We start from the raw sequence: 15,134 nt of genomic DNA, 5'->3' as shown, positions 1-15,134 counted from the left end.
GCTCCGGCCGCCCTGGCGGGGCCCAACCCCGGCCGCCCCGGCCAGCCCTGCCCGGTCGTTCAGCCGCCGTGAGCACTTCGGCCGGTCCTCGTGCGGTCACTCGTACGGGGACCGGGTGCAGCCCGCGCCCCTCCGGCGCGCATCCGCCCTGTGAAGGCGGGCGCACCGCCCCGAGGCACGCGTTCGGCCGTACCCAGGGCGCACGCCGCGCCCCACCGGTCTTCACTGGAGGGGACCGCGAGGGGAGGCCCATGCGCACCGAGCCCGACGCAGCGTCCGCTTCCGCTTCAGATCCCGCTTCGGCACAGGCGCCCCCGCACACACCGGCGTCCCGGGCCCCGGCCGGGCAGGCGTCCCCGCTCACGGCCGTACCGGACCGCGCACCCGGGGCCGCGCCGCCGCCCACACGGGGCTTCCGGTTCCAGCGCCGGACGGTGGCCGCCGCCACCGCGCTGGCCCTGCTCGCCGCCGCATATCTGATCCAGCTCCTCGGCCTTCTGCTGGCGGAACCGGCCCTCGTCGTCGCCGGTGCCGCCCTCGGCCTCGCCACCGAGTCATGGATCCTCACCCGCCGCCGTGCCCTGGCCCGCAGCCTCGGCAGCGCCCAACTCCACCACCCCGTAAGGCAGTTGCTGCGCGACGGGCTGCTGCTCGGCGGCCTGGCACGGCTGGACGCACTACGGCCCCTCCACCAGGCCGCGCTGCTCCTGGTCGCGGTGCTCGGCTGCTGGGCCACGCACTTCATCTGCCAGGCGGTGGCCGCCCGCGTACGCAGATCGCGTCGCCTTCCCGTCGTCACCCGCAACATCGACGTCTCCGCGCTGCGCATCGGCCCCGCACCGGCCGCGCTCTTCGGACGTAACGGAGCGGCGAGGCTGCTGGCCTGCTCCGCGCTCGTCACCGCCGGGGCGTCCGCCACGGCCGTGACCGGCGACGCACGCTGGGCCGCCCTGGTGGCGCCGGCGTGCTGGGCGGCGCTGCTGGCAGGCACGGTGCACCTGGCGTGCAGGCTGCTGCCCGGGCGCCGCCCGCCCGGCGAGGAGGAGGTTCTGGCCTGGCTGGACGGCTGGCTCGCCGAGTACAGGCCGACGGTCGGCATGTACTTCTCCGGCGGCACGGCCTCCGCCTACCAGGCGGACATGTGGCTGCCGGTACTCGACAAGCTGGACGGCCGCCCCCTCATCGTGCTGCGCGAGCGCTTCATGGTGCAGAAGATCGACGTGACCGACGTTCCGATCGTCTGTATCCCCAAGGTCGCCCACCTGATGCGGCTGGAGCACTCGACGCTGGAGGTGATGCTGCACCCGGCGAACTCCGGCAAGACCTCCCACGTGCTGCGCATCCCCACCATCAAGCACGCCTTCATCAACCACGGCGAGAGCGACAAGCTCTCCTCCTGCAACCCCTACGCCAAGGCATACGACGAGGTCTGGGTCGCCGGCCCGGCGGCCCGCGAGCGCTACCGCCTCGCGGGCATCGGCGTACGCGACGAGGACGTGGTGGAGGTGGGCCGCCCGCAGCTCGAACCCGTCCGCCCCTACGCGGGGCCGCCCGCCCGCGGCCGTCCCGTCACCGTGCTGTACGCGCCGACCTGGGAGGGCTGGACCGACGACCCCGGCAACACGTCGCTGCCGCTGGCCGGTGAACGGATCGTCGCCGCGCTCCTCGCCGACGAGGGCGTGCGGCTGCTGTACAAGCCGCACCCCATGACGGGCTCCGTCGACCCGGCCGTCAGGGACGTAGACATGCGCATCCGGCAGCAGGTCGCCGAGGCCGCCGCCCGCCGCCGGGCCGTACGGCCGGGACGGGCCGTACGAGCGGAACACGCCGACCCCGGCACGGCGGCGGAACTGGAACGCCTGGAGGCCGAACTCGCGGCACTGGACGGCTCGTTCGGCCGCCGCGGCGGTGACGAGGCGGAGCGGATGCTGCGGCAGCACCCCGGAGCGCAGCCATCGGCGGCGGCGGTACGGGCTGCCGTGGAGGCGTGGGAGGAGTGCTACTGGAGGGCGGGCGACCCCTGGGAGCACCAGGTGCTCACGACGCGGCGTCCGGGCATCCACTCCTGCTTCAACCAGGCGGATCTGCTCGTCTCGGACGTCTCCAGCGTCGTCTCGGACTATCTGAGCAGTGAGAAGCCGTACGCGGTCGTCAACACCACGGGCCTGCCGGAGGAGGAGTTCCGTGCGGGGTTCCCGACCGTGCGGGCCGCGACCGTACTGACGCCGGAGGCCGACGGCATCCCCGCCCTGCTGGAGTCGGTGCGCGAACCGGCCGAGGATGTGCTGCGGCAGGCACGCGCGGAACTCAAGGCACATCTGCTGGGGCCGGACGAGCCGCCGTCGGCGGTCCGCTTCGGCAGGGCGGTGGCGGCGCTGCGGGCGCAGGCGCGGACCCACCGGGAACGCTGGGCGGGCGCGGGGAGCCCCGGAAGCGGGGCGGCGCCCGAGCCGCCCGGCCACTCAGGCCCGGACAGGCGGCCGGGCATCAGGCGGGGCTCCGGCTCGGGCGTCAGGCCGGGCACGGGGCCCGGCGCCGCCTCCGGTCAGCCGGCCGCCGTGCCCGGTGACGAAGGCGCTGACGGGGCGGACGAGGCGGAGGAGCCCGACGGAGTGCTCTGACCCGAAGTCCCGGGCACGGCACCGGCCTTGGCGGGTGCTGCCGCCGTCGGCTTCTCCGGGGGCAGCGGCTGCATGGCCACGACCAGATCGTTGACGAGCGAGAAGTAGAACCACAGCCCGGTCTCGGTCTCGCCGAGCCGCACGCGCGGCACCAGATCGGTCTTCTTACGGTCGGCCAGGTCGCCGAGCAGCCTCCCGAAACGCACGCGCGGCGCGTCCTCGCCGCCCGTACGGAACCACAGGTCCCACACGCCCTTCAGATTCCCCGAGTCCAGCGCGGCGGGCAGCTCGTAGGGCACCTCGAAGGAGAGCGAGGGCACAAGCCCCGGAGTGAACTCGAAGGGAAGCTCGAAGTCCGGTTCGGACTTGGATCGGGCAACGCCGACGACCGCACCGCCGTCCGGCGCCGTGGCCGTCGCCGCACGCCCGTAAAGCTCGGCCCGTACGGTGCAGCTCTCCCGGCCAAGCTCAACGGAGGTGACCTCGGCGTGCCCCGGGCGGCGCCAGGCACGCACGGCCAGGTAGCCGTCGAGGGTGGTGTACGGCACCCAGGGCGTGAGCACGCCGTCGCCGTCGACGGGCGCGGGCATCGACAACAGCCGGGCGGTCTCCACGAGTTCGGAGCGGATGCGCTTGCGCTTCTTGTCCGCGACGCGCTCCACGTACGTATCCCAGCGGTCCTCGCTCAGCGGATGTGTCGTGCGGTCCAGCCGTACCTCGACCCAGCCGTCCACGGCGTGTGAGCGCGGCGGAAGCGGAATCCGGTGGGGGGCTCCGCTCTCGCGGCGTGAGCGGACCAGCAGCATGGACGGGGTCTTCGGCAGCCGCTTGGCGAGGAGCCGGACCACCAGCGACCCGTCGAGGGCGACGCGGGTACGGGCCATGGGGCGGCGCAGCTTCGCGGCGGGACGGTTCACGTCACGGCGGCGCCGCCAGGCCCGTACGGCCGGACGCAGCACGGGACCGGCGACCCGGAGGGCGAAGCGGCGAAAGGGACGGTTCGGCGGCGGCTTGGGCGCCGCGGGGCTCGGCTTCTGGCCCGCCGCGGGCGAAGTCCCGGCGGCGGGCGCCGGCTTCGGGGTGGACCCTGCCGAGGGGGAGGGGGCGTGCGCGGACCTGCCGGGGCGCTGCGGTGCGGACGCGGACGCCTGCACGGGGGCGGCCTGCGGGGAGCCTGCGGCCGGTGCGGCACCCGCCGCCTGGGGAGCCGGGCCAGGGGGAGCCGAGTCCTGGCCCGCTGCCGGTGCCTCGGCCGGTGCGGCGCCCGTGGCCTGCGCGGGCGCTGCCCCCGCGACCGCGCCCGCGTCCTCGCCCGCCGCCACGGCACCTCCGGGGTCCGCGACCGCGGCGCCCTCGGTCCCCGCTCTCTCGGCCCCCGCCAGGGCAGCGGCACGGGCGGTTCCGCTCCCGCGCTGCTCCAGCAGCTTCTCGATCAACTGCTCGTACTCCCCGGCGATGCGGTCGGGCGAGTAGCGGGCCGCCTTCTCCAGCGCGGCCTGGCTCATCCGGTACCGCAGTTCGGGGTTCTCGATCAGCCGGGTCAGCGCGTCCGCGTAGGCACGGACGCTGTCCTTCTCGGTGGGGCCCAGCGGCGAGAGCAGACCGTCCTGGCCGTTGCTGATGATCTCTCCCGGCCCGTACGGGCAGTCCGTGCTCACCACCGGCACCCCGCAGTGCATGGCCTCGACGAGAGTCATGCCGAACGACTCCGCGTCGGACGTCACGGCGGCGATGGCGCCCTTCGCCCACTCCGACTCGATGGGCGCGGCCGGGCCCATGAGGAACGCGCGGTCGTAGAGGCCGAGGCTGTCGATGCTCGCCCGCAGCGCCGCCTGCTGTCTGCCGCGTCCGTACAGCCGCAGCCGCCAGTCCGGGTGCCGCTGCGATACGAGGGCGAACGCCTTGAGGAGACGGTCGTAGCGCTTGACCTTGATCAGGCGGCCCGCGGCGACGATCAGTCTGCTCTCGCCGTCGGACGGTTCGACGTCCACGGCGGGCACGGCGTTGGGGATGCAGGTGATGAGGGCGTCGCCCTCCGCGGTCTCGGTGCCGCTGCCGCTGATGGCGGCGCGATAGTTGGCGGCGTCGGCGTAGGAGACGGTGACGAAGGCGTCGAGCAGCGGGATCGCCGCGTCCTGGTGGGTGCGCACATGCTCGCTGTGCATGGAGTGGGTGAGGTGTTCCTGGCCGATGCGCAGATAGCGGTCGCTGCCGTACGCCGCGAGATAGTCGTTGATCTTGGGCCGTGTGGCGATGACGACGTCGGCGTCGGTCTCGCGCAGATACTCCTCGACGCGCACGTCGCCGAGGCGTGTGGCGACGCCTCGCTCCAGATGGTCGGCGCCCTCGGTGAAGCGGTGGCTGGCCTCGCGGAATCGGGGGTCGTCGCCGTCGTAGCCGCGCTCGGTCCGGCGCAGTTCCAGCAGGTGGGTCATCTTGACCCGTGGGTCGAAGGTGAGGGCGGTGTCGCGGACCGTACGGCGGAGACTGACGACCTCGACCGAGTGGCGGTCGGCAAGGGCACGGGAGAGATTCACCGTGGAGCGGATCGTTCCGCCGATTCCGTAGGCATTGTCCAGCAGAAAGGCGATTTTCATCTGGCCTGTTCCTCACAGGTGCGGCTCGGAGGTGTGCCCTGAAAAAGGGGGCATCCGAAATGCCCCATATCGGCAGTATTCTCCATATGCCATCTGAAAATAGCCAGCACGAACGAACTCGACGTGTTCGAGGGGCGGCTGCCCGGACGGAACTTCCCGCGCGCATCCATCAGATGCTTTCCGGCGCCCGGCCCCAACACCGGCTTAACCATCGGTGGACGCGGGACGTCGGTCGGCGGAAGCCCTGTTCGGGGCGGCTGTCCGGACGTGCGCGCGGGGGCGGCGGCCTCATATACAGGGCGGGTGGGCCCCTGCGGGCCGGGGGTCGGCGCGCCTCGTCACACGTGATTCGCATACGGGTCGGGGCGCGGCTTCAGGTGTGTGTTCACGCATGGATCGATGCGTCGTTCACGCGGCTCTCCGGCCCGGATGCCCTCGTTCCGCCTTTTCGCCGTACGAGGAGAAGTGCTCTTCATGACCTCCCCCTCAACCCCCGCCGCCTCGACCCCCGCTACTTCAACCCCTGCCACGTCCACGAGCCGGACCGAGGCCGGCGACGCCCGGGACGGTGCCTCGCCGGACGAGGAAGCCCGGCAGACCCCGCCGCCCAGGCCGCGTTCGTTCCGCGAAGTGCGCGGATGGTTCTACAACACCGACATCGTGCTCTTCGACTGGCTGCTGTCGCGGCAGCAGCGGCTACAGCAGCACGGCGACCTGCTGGAGATGGGCGCCTATCTCGGCAAGAGCGCCATCATGCTGCGGTCGTATCTCCGCGAGGACGAGACGTTCACCGTGTGCGACCTCTTCGGCTCCGAGGCGCCGACCGAGAGCAACGAACGCGAGATGCGCGGCTCGTACTCGACGCTGACCCGGCGCGGCTTCGAGGCGAACTTCCTCTCCTTCCACGACGAGCTGCCGCGTGTGCTGCACGCGCCGACCTCCGTCGTACCCGGCGAAGTCGCGCCCGGGAGCTGCCGGTTCGTACATGTCGACGCCTCGCATCTCTACGAGCATGTACGTCCCGACATCGCAGCCGCACGGGGGACGCTGACCGACGACGGCATCGTCGTACTCGACGACTACCGCTCCTCCCACACCCCCGGGGTGGCCTGTGCGACCTGGCAGGCGGTGCTGGAGGACGGGCTGCGGCCGGTGTGCGTCAGCGCCCAGAAGTTCTACGGCACTTGGGGCGATCCCGCCGCCGTACAGCAGGAGCTGCACGACGCGCTGCGCAAGCGCGGCGACTGCTGGCTCCAGTGGCAGGACGTCGCGGGGCACCGGCTGCTGCTGGTGGGCGCCGACAAGGCCGAGACGCCTGCGCTGCCGCGCTCCAGGCATGCGAAATCCCGGGCCGGAGCCCGGGATTCCGAAGGGGACGGCGCCCGGCGCGGCAGGGGCGCGGCGCTGTCCGCGCTCTCCCGCCGTGCCGCACGAGAGGTGCTGCCGCCCGTGATCTCCCGCCGTCTGGCCCGTGCGCTGCGAGGCGACCGGGACGGGTGACGGGAGGGGCGGTGGCCCCGGGCCGGTGACCCGGCCGTCGTCGTCCGCTGTGCTGTTGTGCTGGTCGTACCGAACTGTCGTACCGAACTGTCGTGCCGGGCCGCCGTACTGATCTGTCGTGCTGGGCCGTAGGGCCCAAGTACGGCCGCCAGGCCGGCACTTCGGCTACTTCACCGCGCCCGCCATCATTCCCGAGACGAACTGGCGCTGGAAGGCGAAGAAGACGATCAGCGGGACGATCATCGATACGAAGGCGCCGGGCGCCAGCACGTCGATGTTGTTGCCGAACTGGCGTACCTGCTGCTGCAGGGCCACCGTGATCGGCGGATTGCTGGAGTCCGCGAAGATCAGCGCTACGAGCATGTCGTTCCACACCCACAGGAACTGGAAGATGCCCAGCGACGCGATGGCCGGGCCGCCCAGCGGCATCACCACGCGGGTGAAGAGCCGTACCTCGCCCGCACCGTCGAGACGGGCCGCCTCCAGCAGTTCGCGGGGGATCTCCGCGAAGAAGTTGCGCAGGAGGAAGACCGCGAAGGGCAGACCGAAGGCCGTGTGGAAGATGACGACACCGGCCGTCGTCTCGAACAGCCCCAGGGTGTTGAAGAGCTTGGCGACCGGAATGAGGGCCACCTGCACCGGCACCACCAGCAGTCCCACGACGATCAGGAAGCACCAGTCGCGGCCGGGGAACTCCAGCCACGCGAAGGCGTATCCCGCCAGCGCACCGATGACCACGACGGTCAGGGTGGAGGGAATGGTGATCAGCAGCGTGGTGAAGAGCGAGCCCGTCACCAGCTCGTTGGAGAGCAGCGATTCGTAGTTCGCGCCGGTGAACTGCCCCGCGTCGATCACCCACGGGAAGCTGGAGTTGAAGTCGAAGATGCTCCACCAGCCGGAGACGCCGATGTCCTCGGGGCTGCGGAGCGAGGAGCTCAGCAGACCCACGGTGGGCATCAGCCACACCAGCGCCACGACGACGAGACCGAGACGTACGGCCCAGTGTCCGGTGAGGGTGACCAGCCGGGAGGCGACCGAGGCCTTCTTCTCCCCGGAGGGCGTCGGCGTCGTCACCGGTTCGACGGTGGCGGTCGGTTCGGGCTGGGCCGCGCTGACGGCGCTCATCGGCGGGTCTCCCTTCGCAGGCGACGGATGTTGACGACCATCACCGGCAGGACGAGCAGCAGCAGGATGACAGCGATCGCGCTGCCGATGCCCTGGTTCGAACCGGCGCCGAAGGACGACAGATACAGCTGGAGGGCGAGCACGTTGGCTTCGCTCTGGCTCGCGCTGGGCGCGATGATGTAGACGAGGTCGAAGATCTTCAGCACGTTGATCATCAGTGTGACGACCACGACTCCCAGTACGGGAGCCAGCACCGGCACCGTGATCTTGCGGAACACCTGCCACTCGTTGGCGCCGTCGACCCTTGCGGCTTCGAGGAGTTCACGTGGCACGCCCGCGAGTCCCGCCGCGATCAGCACCATCGCGAAGCCCGCCCACATCCATACGTACGAGCCGATGATGGACGGTGTGACGAGGGTCGACCCGAGCCAGTCGATGCCGTTGTAGGGCGCGGCGAAATTCGCCGCGGGCAGGCGGATCTTGGCCCCGTCGGCCTTGGACGGCAGCGAGAACGTGCCGTCCTTGGCGGTCTCGGCCTTGCCGACTACCTTGCCTCCCTTGACCGCCTCGACCTTGATGCCCGCGAGGGCCTTCTCCTTCTGGTCGATGACGTCGGGCTTTCCGGCGCCGCCGGGCGCGAAGTCCAGCCACACCGTTCCGGTGACCTCGCCGGCCTTGCCGGGCTTCGCCGTCTTGGCGGGAGCGGCACCAGCGACGTCCTTCGGCGGTACGCCGACGAGCCCGAGGTTGGCCGGATCCGACGCGGAGACGGCCGACTTGGTGGTGTAGTCGCCCTTGCCGGACTTGGCGAGGCCGGCGTTGGGCCGGGGACGCGCGCCGGGCCACGCGGAGGACTCGGTGAAGGTGTCGTGCACGCCCACCCAGACGGCGTTGGCGACGCCCTGCTCGGGGTCCTGCTCGTAGACGAGGCGGAAGATGATGCCCGCGGCGAGCATGGAGATCGCCATCGGCATGAAGATGATGAGCTTGAACGCCGTGCCCCAGCGCACCCGTTCGGTCAGTACGGCGAAGATCAGACCCAGGACCGTACACACCGACGGGACGACGATGACCCAGATGATGTTGTTCTTGAACGCCGTCAGGATGTCGTCGTCCGTGAAGACCTCGACGTAGTTGCCGAGCCCGATGAAGCTCGACCCCGAGGCGTCGAGGGTGCTGCGGAAGATCGAGTACAGGATCGGATAGATCACCAGGGCGCCCAGCAGCAGCATCGCCGGCAGCAGGAACGAGAAGGCGATCAGGGGGCGCGAACGCATCACGGAGACCGGGGCGTTCTTGGACTTGGGCGCCGCGGCGGTGCCGGTGCCGCGGCGGCGGCCGCCCCGTCAGGGGGTGTCGGCGGTGGCGCGGTAGGGGTGGGCATGACAGTGATGTCCCTTGTCCGGGGCGAGTTGGCGTGGTCGAGATGGGCCGGGTGATGCGGCGCGGCCGGTGCCGGGCCCGTCGCTGACGACGGACCCGGCACCGGGACTTCAGCCGCCGGCCCTCAGAGCGTGCTGCTTGCAGCGGGCTGTGAACCGGCGCGGGGTTCAGTCCTTGTACGCCTTGGTGGCCGCGGCCTCAAGGGCGCTCTGGGTGCCTGCCACGTCCTTCGGGTTCTTCAGGAAGTCCTGGAGGGCCTTCCACTCGCCCTTGCCCTTGGTGCCTCCGAACGCTGCGGGGGCCTGGTCGGACATGTCGAAGCGGAAGTCGTCGCCCGCCGAGACCAGCGCCTTGCCGATCTCACGCTGGACGTCGTTCGGGTACGCCTTGCCGTCGAGGTTCTTGTTCGGCGAGACGAAACCGCCCTCCTGGGCCCAGACCGCTGCGGCCTCCGGGCTGGCGAGGAACGTCAGCAGGGCGTGGGCGGCCTTGCTGTCCTTCAGCGCCACGGCCGCGTCGCCGCCGGTGACCACCGGCGCCTTGCCGCCGACCGACGGGAACGGGTAGACCTTCGCGTCCTTGCCGATCTTCGCCTTGGTGTCGTTGGCGACGTTGATGCCGACGAAGTCGCCCTCGAAGACGCTCGCGGCGCTCGGGGCGTCGGTGGAGTCGAACGCCTGCGTAACGGACTTGGGGAAGTCGGTCTGAAGCGCGCCCTTGTTGCCGCCGGCGAGCAGCTCCTTCTTCCCGAACAGCTCGGCGAGAGTGGTCAGCGCCTTCTTCACCGAGGGATCGGTCCACTTGATCTCATGCTTGGCGAGCTTGTCGTACTTCTCCTGGCCCGCCTGCGAGAGGTAGATGTTCTCGAACCAGTCGGTGAGCACCCAGCCGTCGGCGCCGCCGACGGACACCGGCTCGACACCGGAATCGGCGATCGTCTGGGCGTTCTTGACGAAGTCCTGCCAGGTCTTCGCCTCGCTGACGCCCGCGTTCTTGTACGCGCCGGCGTTGTACCAGATCAGCGACTTGCTGGCGGCCTTGAAGTAGACGCCGTACTGCTTGCCCTTGTTGGCGCCCAAGTCCTGCCAGCCCTTGGAGAAGTTCTTGCTGAGCTGGTCCTTGGTGGCCTGGTCGAGGGGCTTGAGCCAGCCCTTCTCTGCGAACTGGTTCAGCACGCCGACCTGAGGCAGCATCGCGACGTCGGGCGGCGAACCGCCCTCGATCTTCGAGCCGAGGTACGTCGCCACATTGTCGCCCGTGGGCGTGACTTCGACCTGGGCACCGGTGCGCTTCTCGAACGCCTCGATGACCTTCCCGAAGTTCTTGCCTTCGTCGCCCGTCCAGACCGCGGCGACCTGAAGCTTCTCGCCCTTGAGCTTGGGCAGCTTCACGGTGGACTTGTCCGCCTGGGACGAGCCGCCTGACTCCCCCTTGTCGTCGCTTCCTCCGCCGCAGGCGGCCGTCAGCGACAGGGCCGCGACGGCGCACACCGCCACCGCTCCACGTGCAGCAGCCCTGGTGGTACCGGTCTTGCTAAAGATGCTGGTGTGGCTCTTGGTGCCCGATGCACCAGTCGCACGGACCGTATTACGCATAGCTCCCGCCGTCCCCATCGGAGGCGCGTGCCCGGATCCCGGCCGCCGCGCCGCTTGGTAACAAGGCAGAGGGCTTCTGGTCTACGCCCTCAGTCCCGTGCGCAAAGTCCTACGCCTGAACGCGGAGAGCCCGCAATACGTTGTCAGCTTTCAAGAACCTCATCTTGACCACTCCGTGATCTGTTCGCAGTAGCGGTGCCCGATTCCTGTCGTTCCAGCCCGAGGGACTGCGCGGCGCGTCCCACCGCGCTTGCCAGCAGGGCGAGATCGGTCGGACCGTTTCCGAGTTCCCTCACGGGGCGCCGAGTCGGCGGGTCGCCCGCGCGCGTCCAGTCCAGCGGGACGACCGTCGGGCGCTGCGTCGCGGTGCGGGGGATCCGTCCCGTGATGCGGCCCGCCTGGAAGGCCGTGACCGTGCCGTCCGCCTCGATGAGCGTGCCGCGGCCGGGAACCGTGCTCTCCCCGCCGGACGCGTCCGGGCCGCTGTGCCGGGACAGTTCGGCGCGCAGCGCGGCGGCCTGGGCGAGGCCCGTGCCTACGGTGCGTTCGGGCCGGCCGCTCGCCGCCACGAGGTGCACGCCGAGGCGCGCTCCGTCCCTCGCGACGCCCTCCAGGGCACGCATGACCGAACCCGCCGCGGGGCGGCCCGGGTTGCCGAGAGACGGGTCGGCGAGTGTGTCGAAGTCGTCGACGAGGATGACGATTCGGGGGAGGGCCGTCGCGTGTGCGTCCAAGTGTTGAACGGTTGCGCCGCTCGCGGTGCTGGTCGTGGCGTCGCCCGTGCCGTCCGGGGCGACGTCCGCGGAGCCGCTGGCGGTGACGCCGCCGACCGTGCCCGGGGCCGCTCCCGCCGAGGGACCGGTCTGGGTACGGAGGCGGAGCGTGCCGTGTGCTTCGGGGTCGCTTCGCGGCTCGGTGCGCGGCTGCTCCGCGGATGCCTCGGTACGGGCCTCCGCGCGGGCTTCCGTACGGGTGTCGGCGCGGGCCTCGCTCACGGTGGCCGTGTCCGCCGCCGCGGACGCCTCCTCGCGGCGGCGCTGCTGCGCGGCCAACCGGGGCCCCGTACGGGCGAGTCGGCGCGCGAAGCCCTCGTAGGTGCCGTCGGCGCCGATCAGTTCGGCTCGGCGCTTCAGCTCACCGCTGAGTGCCTGGGCGAAGTCCCTCATGCGGACCGGGTCGTTGGCCGCGAGATGCCGCCGGGCGTGCGGCAGTTCGAGGCAGGTGTGCAGGCCGTCGCCGGTGGCGCCGTCGCCGTCGACCAGCAGGAGCTGTAGCCGGTCGGGCGGGCTGCCCACGGAGAGGGACGCGGCCAGCGAACGCAGCAGCTCCGTCTTGCCGGAACCCGGCGGCCCCGTGATCAGCGCATGCCCGCGGGTGACGCCCAACTCGGCCTTGAGAGAGCCGCGTGGCCCGGCGCCGAAGACGAGGGTGGCACGTCCGCCCGCGTGCGCCGCTCCGCCCGAGCTTGCCGCTCCGGCTCCGGCCTGCGTGCCAACCGAGCCCGCTGCGCCCGTAGTTCCCGCCGCGCCGCTCGCCCCGCCGGGGCCCGCCGCCCGGCTGCCCGGCTCCGCCGCCTGGCCGTCCGGATCCGCCCAGCGGGCGAGCAGCGCGGCGGGAGTGGCGCGGGCGAGGCCGAGCTCGTCGAGGAGACGGGAGCTGCGCGGCAGCGTCACCACGGACCGTGCCGCCGCGCCCGCACGGGCCTGAGCGCCCTCCGGCTCACGCAGCGGAGCCATGGCACGCGCGAAGCGTTCGGCCCATGCCGCGGAGACTGCGTCGAGGGTGCAGACCGTGCCGGGCGTGCCGGAGGCCGTGGGCGCACCGGGCACGTACGGCCCGCCGGACGCGGAGTTCTCACGCGAGGCGCCGTCACCAGGGGCGCCCTCGCGCCACACCACCCGCACCGCCGTGGCCACGGCACCGCTCAGCAGCGCCAGCGCGCCGCACTCACGGAACGCGGCAGACGTCTCATAAGCCGCCCGCACCGTCTCCGAGACGGGCGAGGAGGGAGTCGCCGCGGGCGTCTCCGCGAGGCAGAGCACATGGATACCGGCGCCGGGGCCCTCCGCCGCGAGCCGCGCCACCGCGTCCCGCAGCGCGGCCGATCCGGGGTCGCCGTCGACGACGACCAGCGTGTACGGACCGGAAACGTGCCCCGTCGGTCCGCCGGTGCCGACGCCCGCACCCGCCGAGGGCGCCTGGCCGGGGTGCTGCCGCAACTCGTCCAGCCGGTGGGTGAGTTCGGCGACGCGCGCCGCCGCCTGGTCGCGGTCGTAGGCCGTCAGCAGGCGGCAGTCCTGGCCGTGAGCCGGACGCAGATGAGGCAGCCACCCCGTCCACGACCAGTCGCGGACGCGGTCCTCGGTGTCGTAGGAACGGTCCGCCGCGATCAGCACCATCTCCAGGCTGCTCGGCCCGTGCAGCGCGGCGAGCTGCGCCAGCACCGAACGGGCCAGGCCCGTAAGTCGCGGACGCGGCCCCGCCAGCCCCAGCGCACCGGCCTCACGCAGATCGACGGTGACCGGGGCGCCACGGCCGCCGTGGCTGCGATGTGCCGTGCCGATACGGACGGTCATGGCCTCGGGATGGTCCGGCTCGCGCTCCCACAGCCGGGGGCCGGGGCCGAGCGCCGTGAGCAGGATCGTGGCGGGATCGGGACGGTGAGCGTCCTCGGCGGCGGCACTCGCGGAGTCCGCGCCGCCGGGGGCCGAACCCGCCGGGCCGGTGCCCGTGGCGCCGGGCCGTGCGCCCGCGCTTCCCGCGCCCATGGGCGGCGCCGCCTGGTCCTCGCCCTGCTGGCCGCCGGCGAAGCGCCGCGCCCAGGCGCCCAGCCCCCGGGCGCGGGGCCGCCCGGCGTCGGCGGCGCCGGACGGGCCGTGCCCGGTGGCCGAGCCGTGCGCGCCGTGTCCTGCGGAAGCTGCCGGGCCGCCCCCGTCCGCCGCCTCGCCCGGCGTGAACTGCTGTGCGTAGCGTGCGTGTTGGGCGATGCCCGAGCCATGTGTGGTGCCGCCGTCCGGGAACGGGCCTCCCGGTGCGTATCCATGCGCGCTGTCCGCGGCGCGTGCCTGCGAGTGGGACCCGGCACGGGAGGCGCCGCGCGACGCACCGCCCGGCGCAGGGCCCGGGCCCTCACCGCCCGCTCCCGCACCCTGTGCGCCCACGGCACCGGCCCGGCGCCCCTGGTGCCGGTCGTATGGACGCTCACCGGCCTCCGGGCCGCGCGTCCACCCCCCGCCACGGGGGCACACCAGCCGCAACTGCCCATGCCCGTCCGGCTCGGTCGGCAGGGACAGCGGCAGCGACCCGGCGCCAGGCACCGCCCCGGAGCCCTGCCCCGCGGAGAGCATCCCGGAAGAGCCCTCCGCGTCCGCCGGGCCGTCCGGCGCGGACGTCTCGACCCGCAGCGCCGACTCACCGACCCGCAGCGTCGACCCGGGACGGAAGAGCACCGGCTGCCCTCCCACTGGGGCGCCGTCCAGCGAAGTGCCGTTGGTGGAGCCCAGATCGGCGACCGTGACGGCACCGCCGTCGGAGACCGTCACCGCGCAGTGCAGCCGTGAGACGTCCGGGTCGTCGAGCGGTACGTCCGCCTCCGCGGAGCGGCCGAGGCAGACCTTGCCGCCTTGCAGAAGATGTATGCCGCCTGCGTCCGGGCCCGAGATCACATGCAGCCGTGCCTTCGCCGAGCCGTACGCCGCCAGAGCCGGAGCCTGTACGGGAAGGGACGGTCCGTGCAGCGAGACGACCGCGCCGTCCAGCAGCGGCGGCTCGCCGAGCAACTGACGGTGCGGATCGAGCCGTTCCGTACCGGCGTAGACCGCCGCCGTGGAGTCCGCCGAGGAGTCGCCGCCGTGGCCGGGGCCGCCCGCACCGGAGGAAGCACCGGGCCCCGCGCCGCTCACCGCCGCGGCCGCCGTGGACACCAGCCCGCCGGTCACCGCGGACAGCGGCGTGCCGGACGGGGCCGTGACCAGCACGTCGCACGCCGATCCTCCGCTCGGCGCGCTCGCCGCGCCCCCCGCACCCTGGCCGCTTCCGCGCGGCCCGAGGGTGACAGTCAGCCGGATCTGCATCGGCCCTCCCGGTCCCGACCACCGGTGCGCCCGCCGCGTACGCGGCGAGGCGGTCACCCTCGCCGCACTACGCGCCCGGCACACACACGTCCCACATGGCACAGCACCACGACCCGGGCCTCCGCGGACGGCCGGGGCGACCCCGCGGATGCACGCGATCGCGCACAGTGCTGTCGAATGCCGCGAGCATCTTCGCACCCGCCACTGACATCTCGCCCCGCTCGCGGCGGTCAATGATCT

The 15,134-nt window shown here is 72.4% G+C and carries 7 protein-coding genes; 2 read left to right on the top strand and 5 right to left on the bottom strand.

Features of this window, described 5'->3' with window-relative positions; genetic code table 11:
• Positions 1-251: 251 nt before the first annotated feature.
• Complete coding sequence (locus MMA15_RS09275) at positions 252-2,621, top strand: hypothetical protein (RefSeq protein WP_241058643.1); 2,370 nt, start codon at positions 252-254, stop codon at positions 2,619-2,621.
• Here the strand turns inward: MMA15_RS09275 and MMA15_RS09270 are convergent.
• A complete protein-coding gene (locus MMA15_RS09270) occupies positions 2,546-5,218 on the bottom strand; it encodes a glycosyltransferase family 4 protein (RefSeq protein WP_241058642.1) in 2,673 nt (890 codons plus the stop codon). The two genes, MMA15_RS09275 and MMA15_RS09270, sit on opposite strands and share 76 nt — an antisense overlap.
• 474 nt (positions 5,219-5,692) lie before the next feature.
• Here MMA15_RS09270 and MMA15_RS09265 point away from each other — a divergent pair, with 474 nt between their 5' ends.
• On the top strand, positions 5,693-6,718 hold the full coding sequence (locus MMA15_RS09265) for a class I SAM-dependent methyltransferase (protein WP_241058641.1): 1,026 nt from the start codon (positions 5,693-5,695) through the stop codon (positions 6,716-6,718).
• 165 nt (positions 6,719-6,883) lie between these two features.
• Here the strand turns inward: MMA15_RS09265 and MMA15_RS09260 are convergent, their stop codons facing one another.
• The 4 genes from MMA15_RS09260 to MMA15_RS27840 form a co-directional block, all read right to left on the bottom strand.
• Positions 6,884-7,843 (bottom strand): carbohydrate ABC transporter permease, encoded by a 960-nt coding sequence (locus tag MMA15_RS09260; protein ID WP_241058640.1) that lies wholly within the window; start codon positions 7,841-7,843, stop codon positions 6,884-6,886.
• Positions 7,840-9,120 carry a carbohydrate ABC transporter permease gene (locus MMA15_RS09255; protein WP_241058639.1) on the bottom strand — a complete coding sequence of 427 codons (1,281 nt, stop codon included), beginning with the start codon at positions 9,118-9,120 and terminating at the stop codon, positions 7,840-7,842. The genes MMA15_RS09260 and MMA15_RS09255 overlap by 4 nt, the downstream gene beginning before the upstream one ends.
• 273 nt (positions 9,121-9,393) lie before the next feature.
• On the bottom strand, positions 9,394-10,722 hold the full coding sequence (locus MMA15_RS09250) for an ABC transporter substrate-binding protein (RefSeq protein WP_241058638.1): 1,329 nt from the start codon (positions 10,720-10,722) through the stop codon (positions 9,394-9,396).
• Between the two features lie 242 nt (positions 10,723-10,964).
• On the bottom strand, positions 10,965-14,894 hold the full coding sequence (locus MMA15_RS27840; RefSeq protein ID WP_277400111.1) for an FHA domain-containing protein: 3,930 nt from the start codon (positions 14,892-14,894) through the stop codon (positions 10,965-10,967).
• Positions 14,895-15,134: the final 240 nt, after the last annotated feature.

Origin of the sequence: Streptomyces marispadix (genome assembly GCF_022524345.1) — a bacterium.
Classification (GTDB): domain Bacteria; phylum Actinomycetota; class Actinomycetes; order Streptomycetales; family Streptomycetaceae; genus Streptomyces; species Streptomyces marispadix.
Note: the sequence above shows the minus strand (reverse complement) of the source record. Positions and strands in the feature narration are given on the sequence as shown.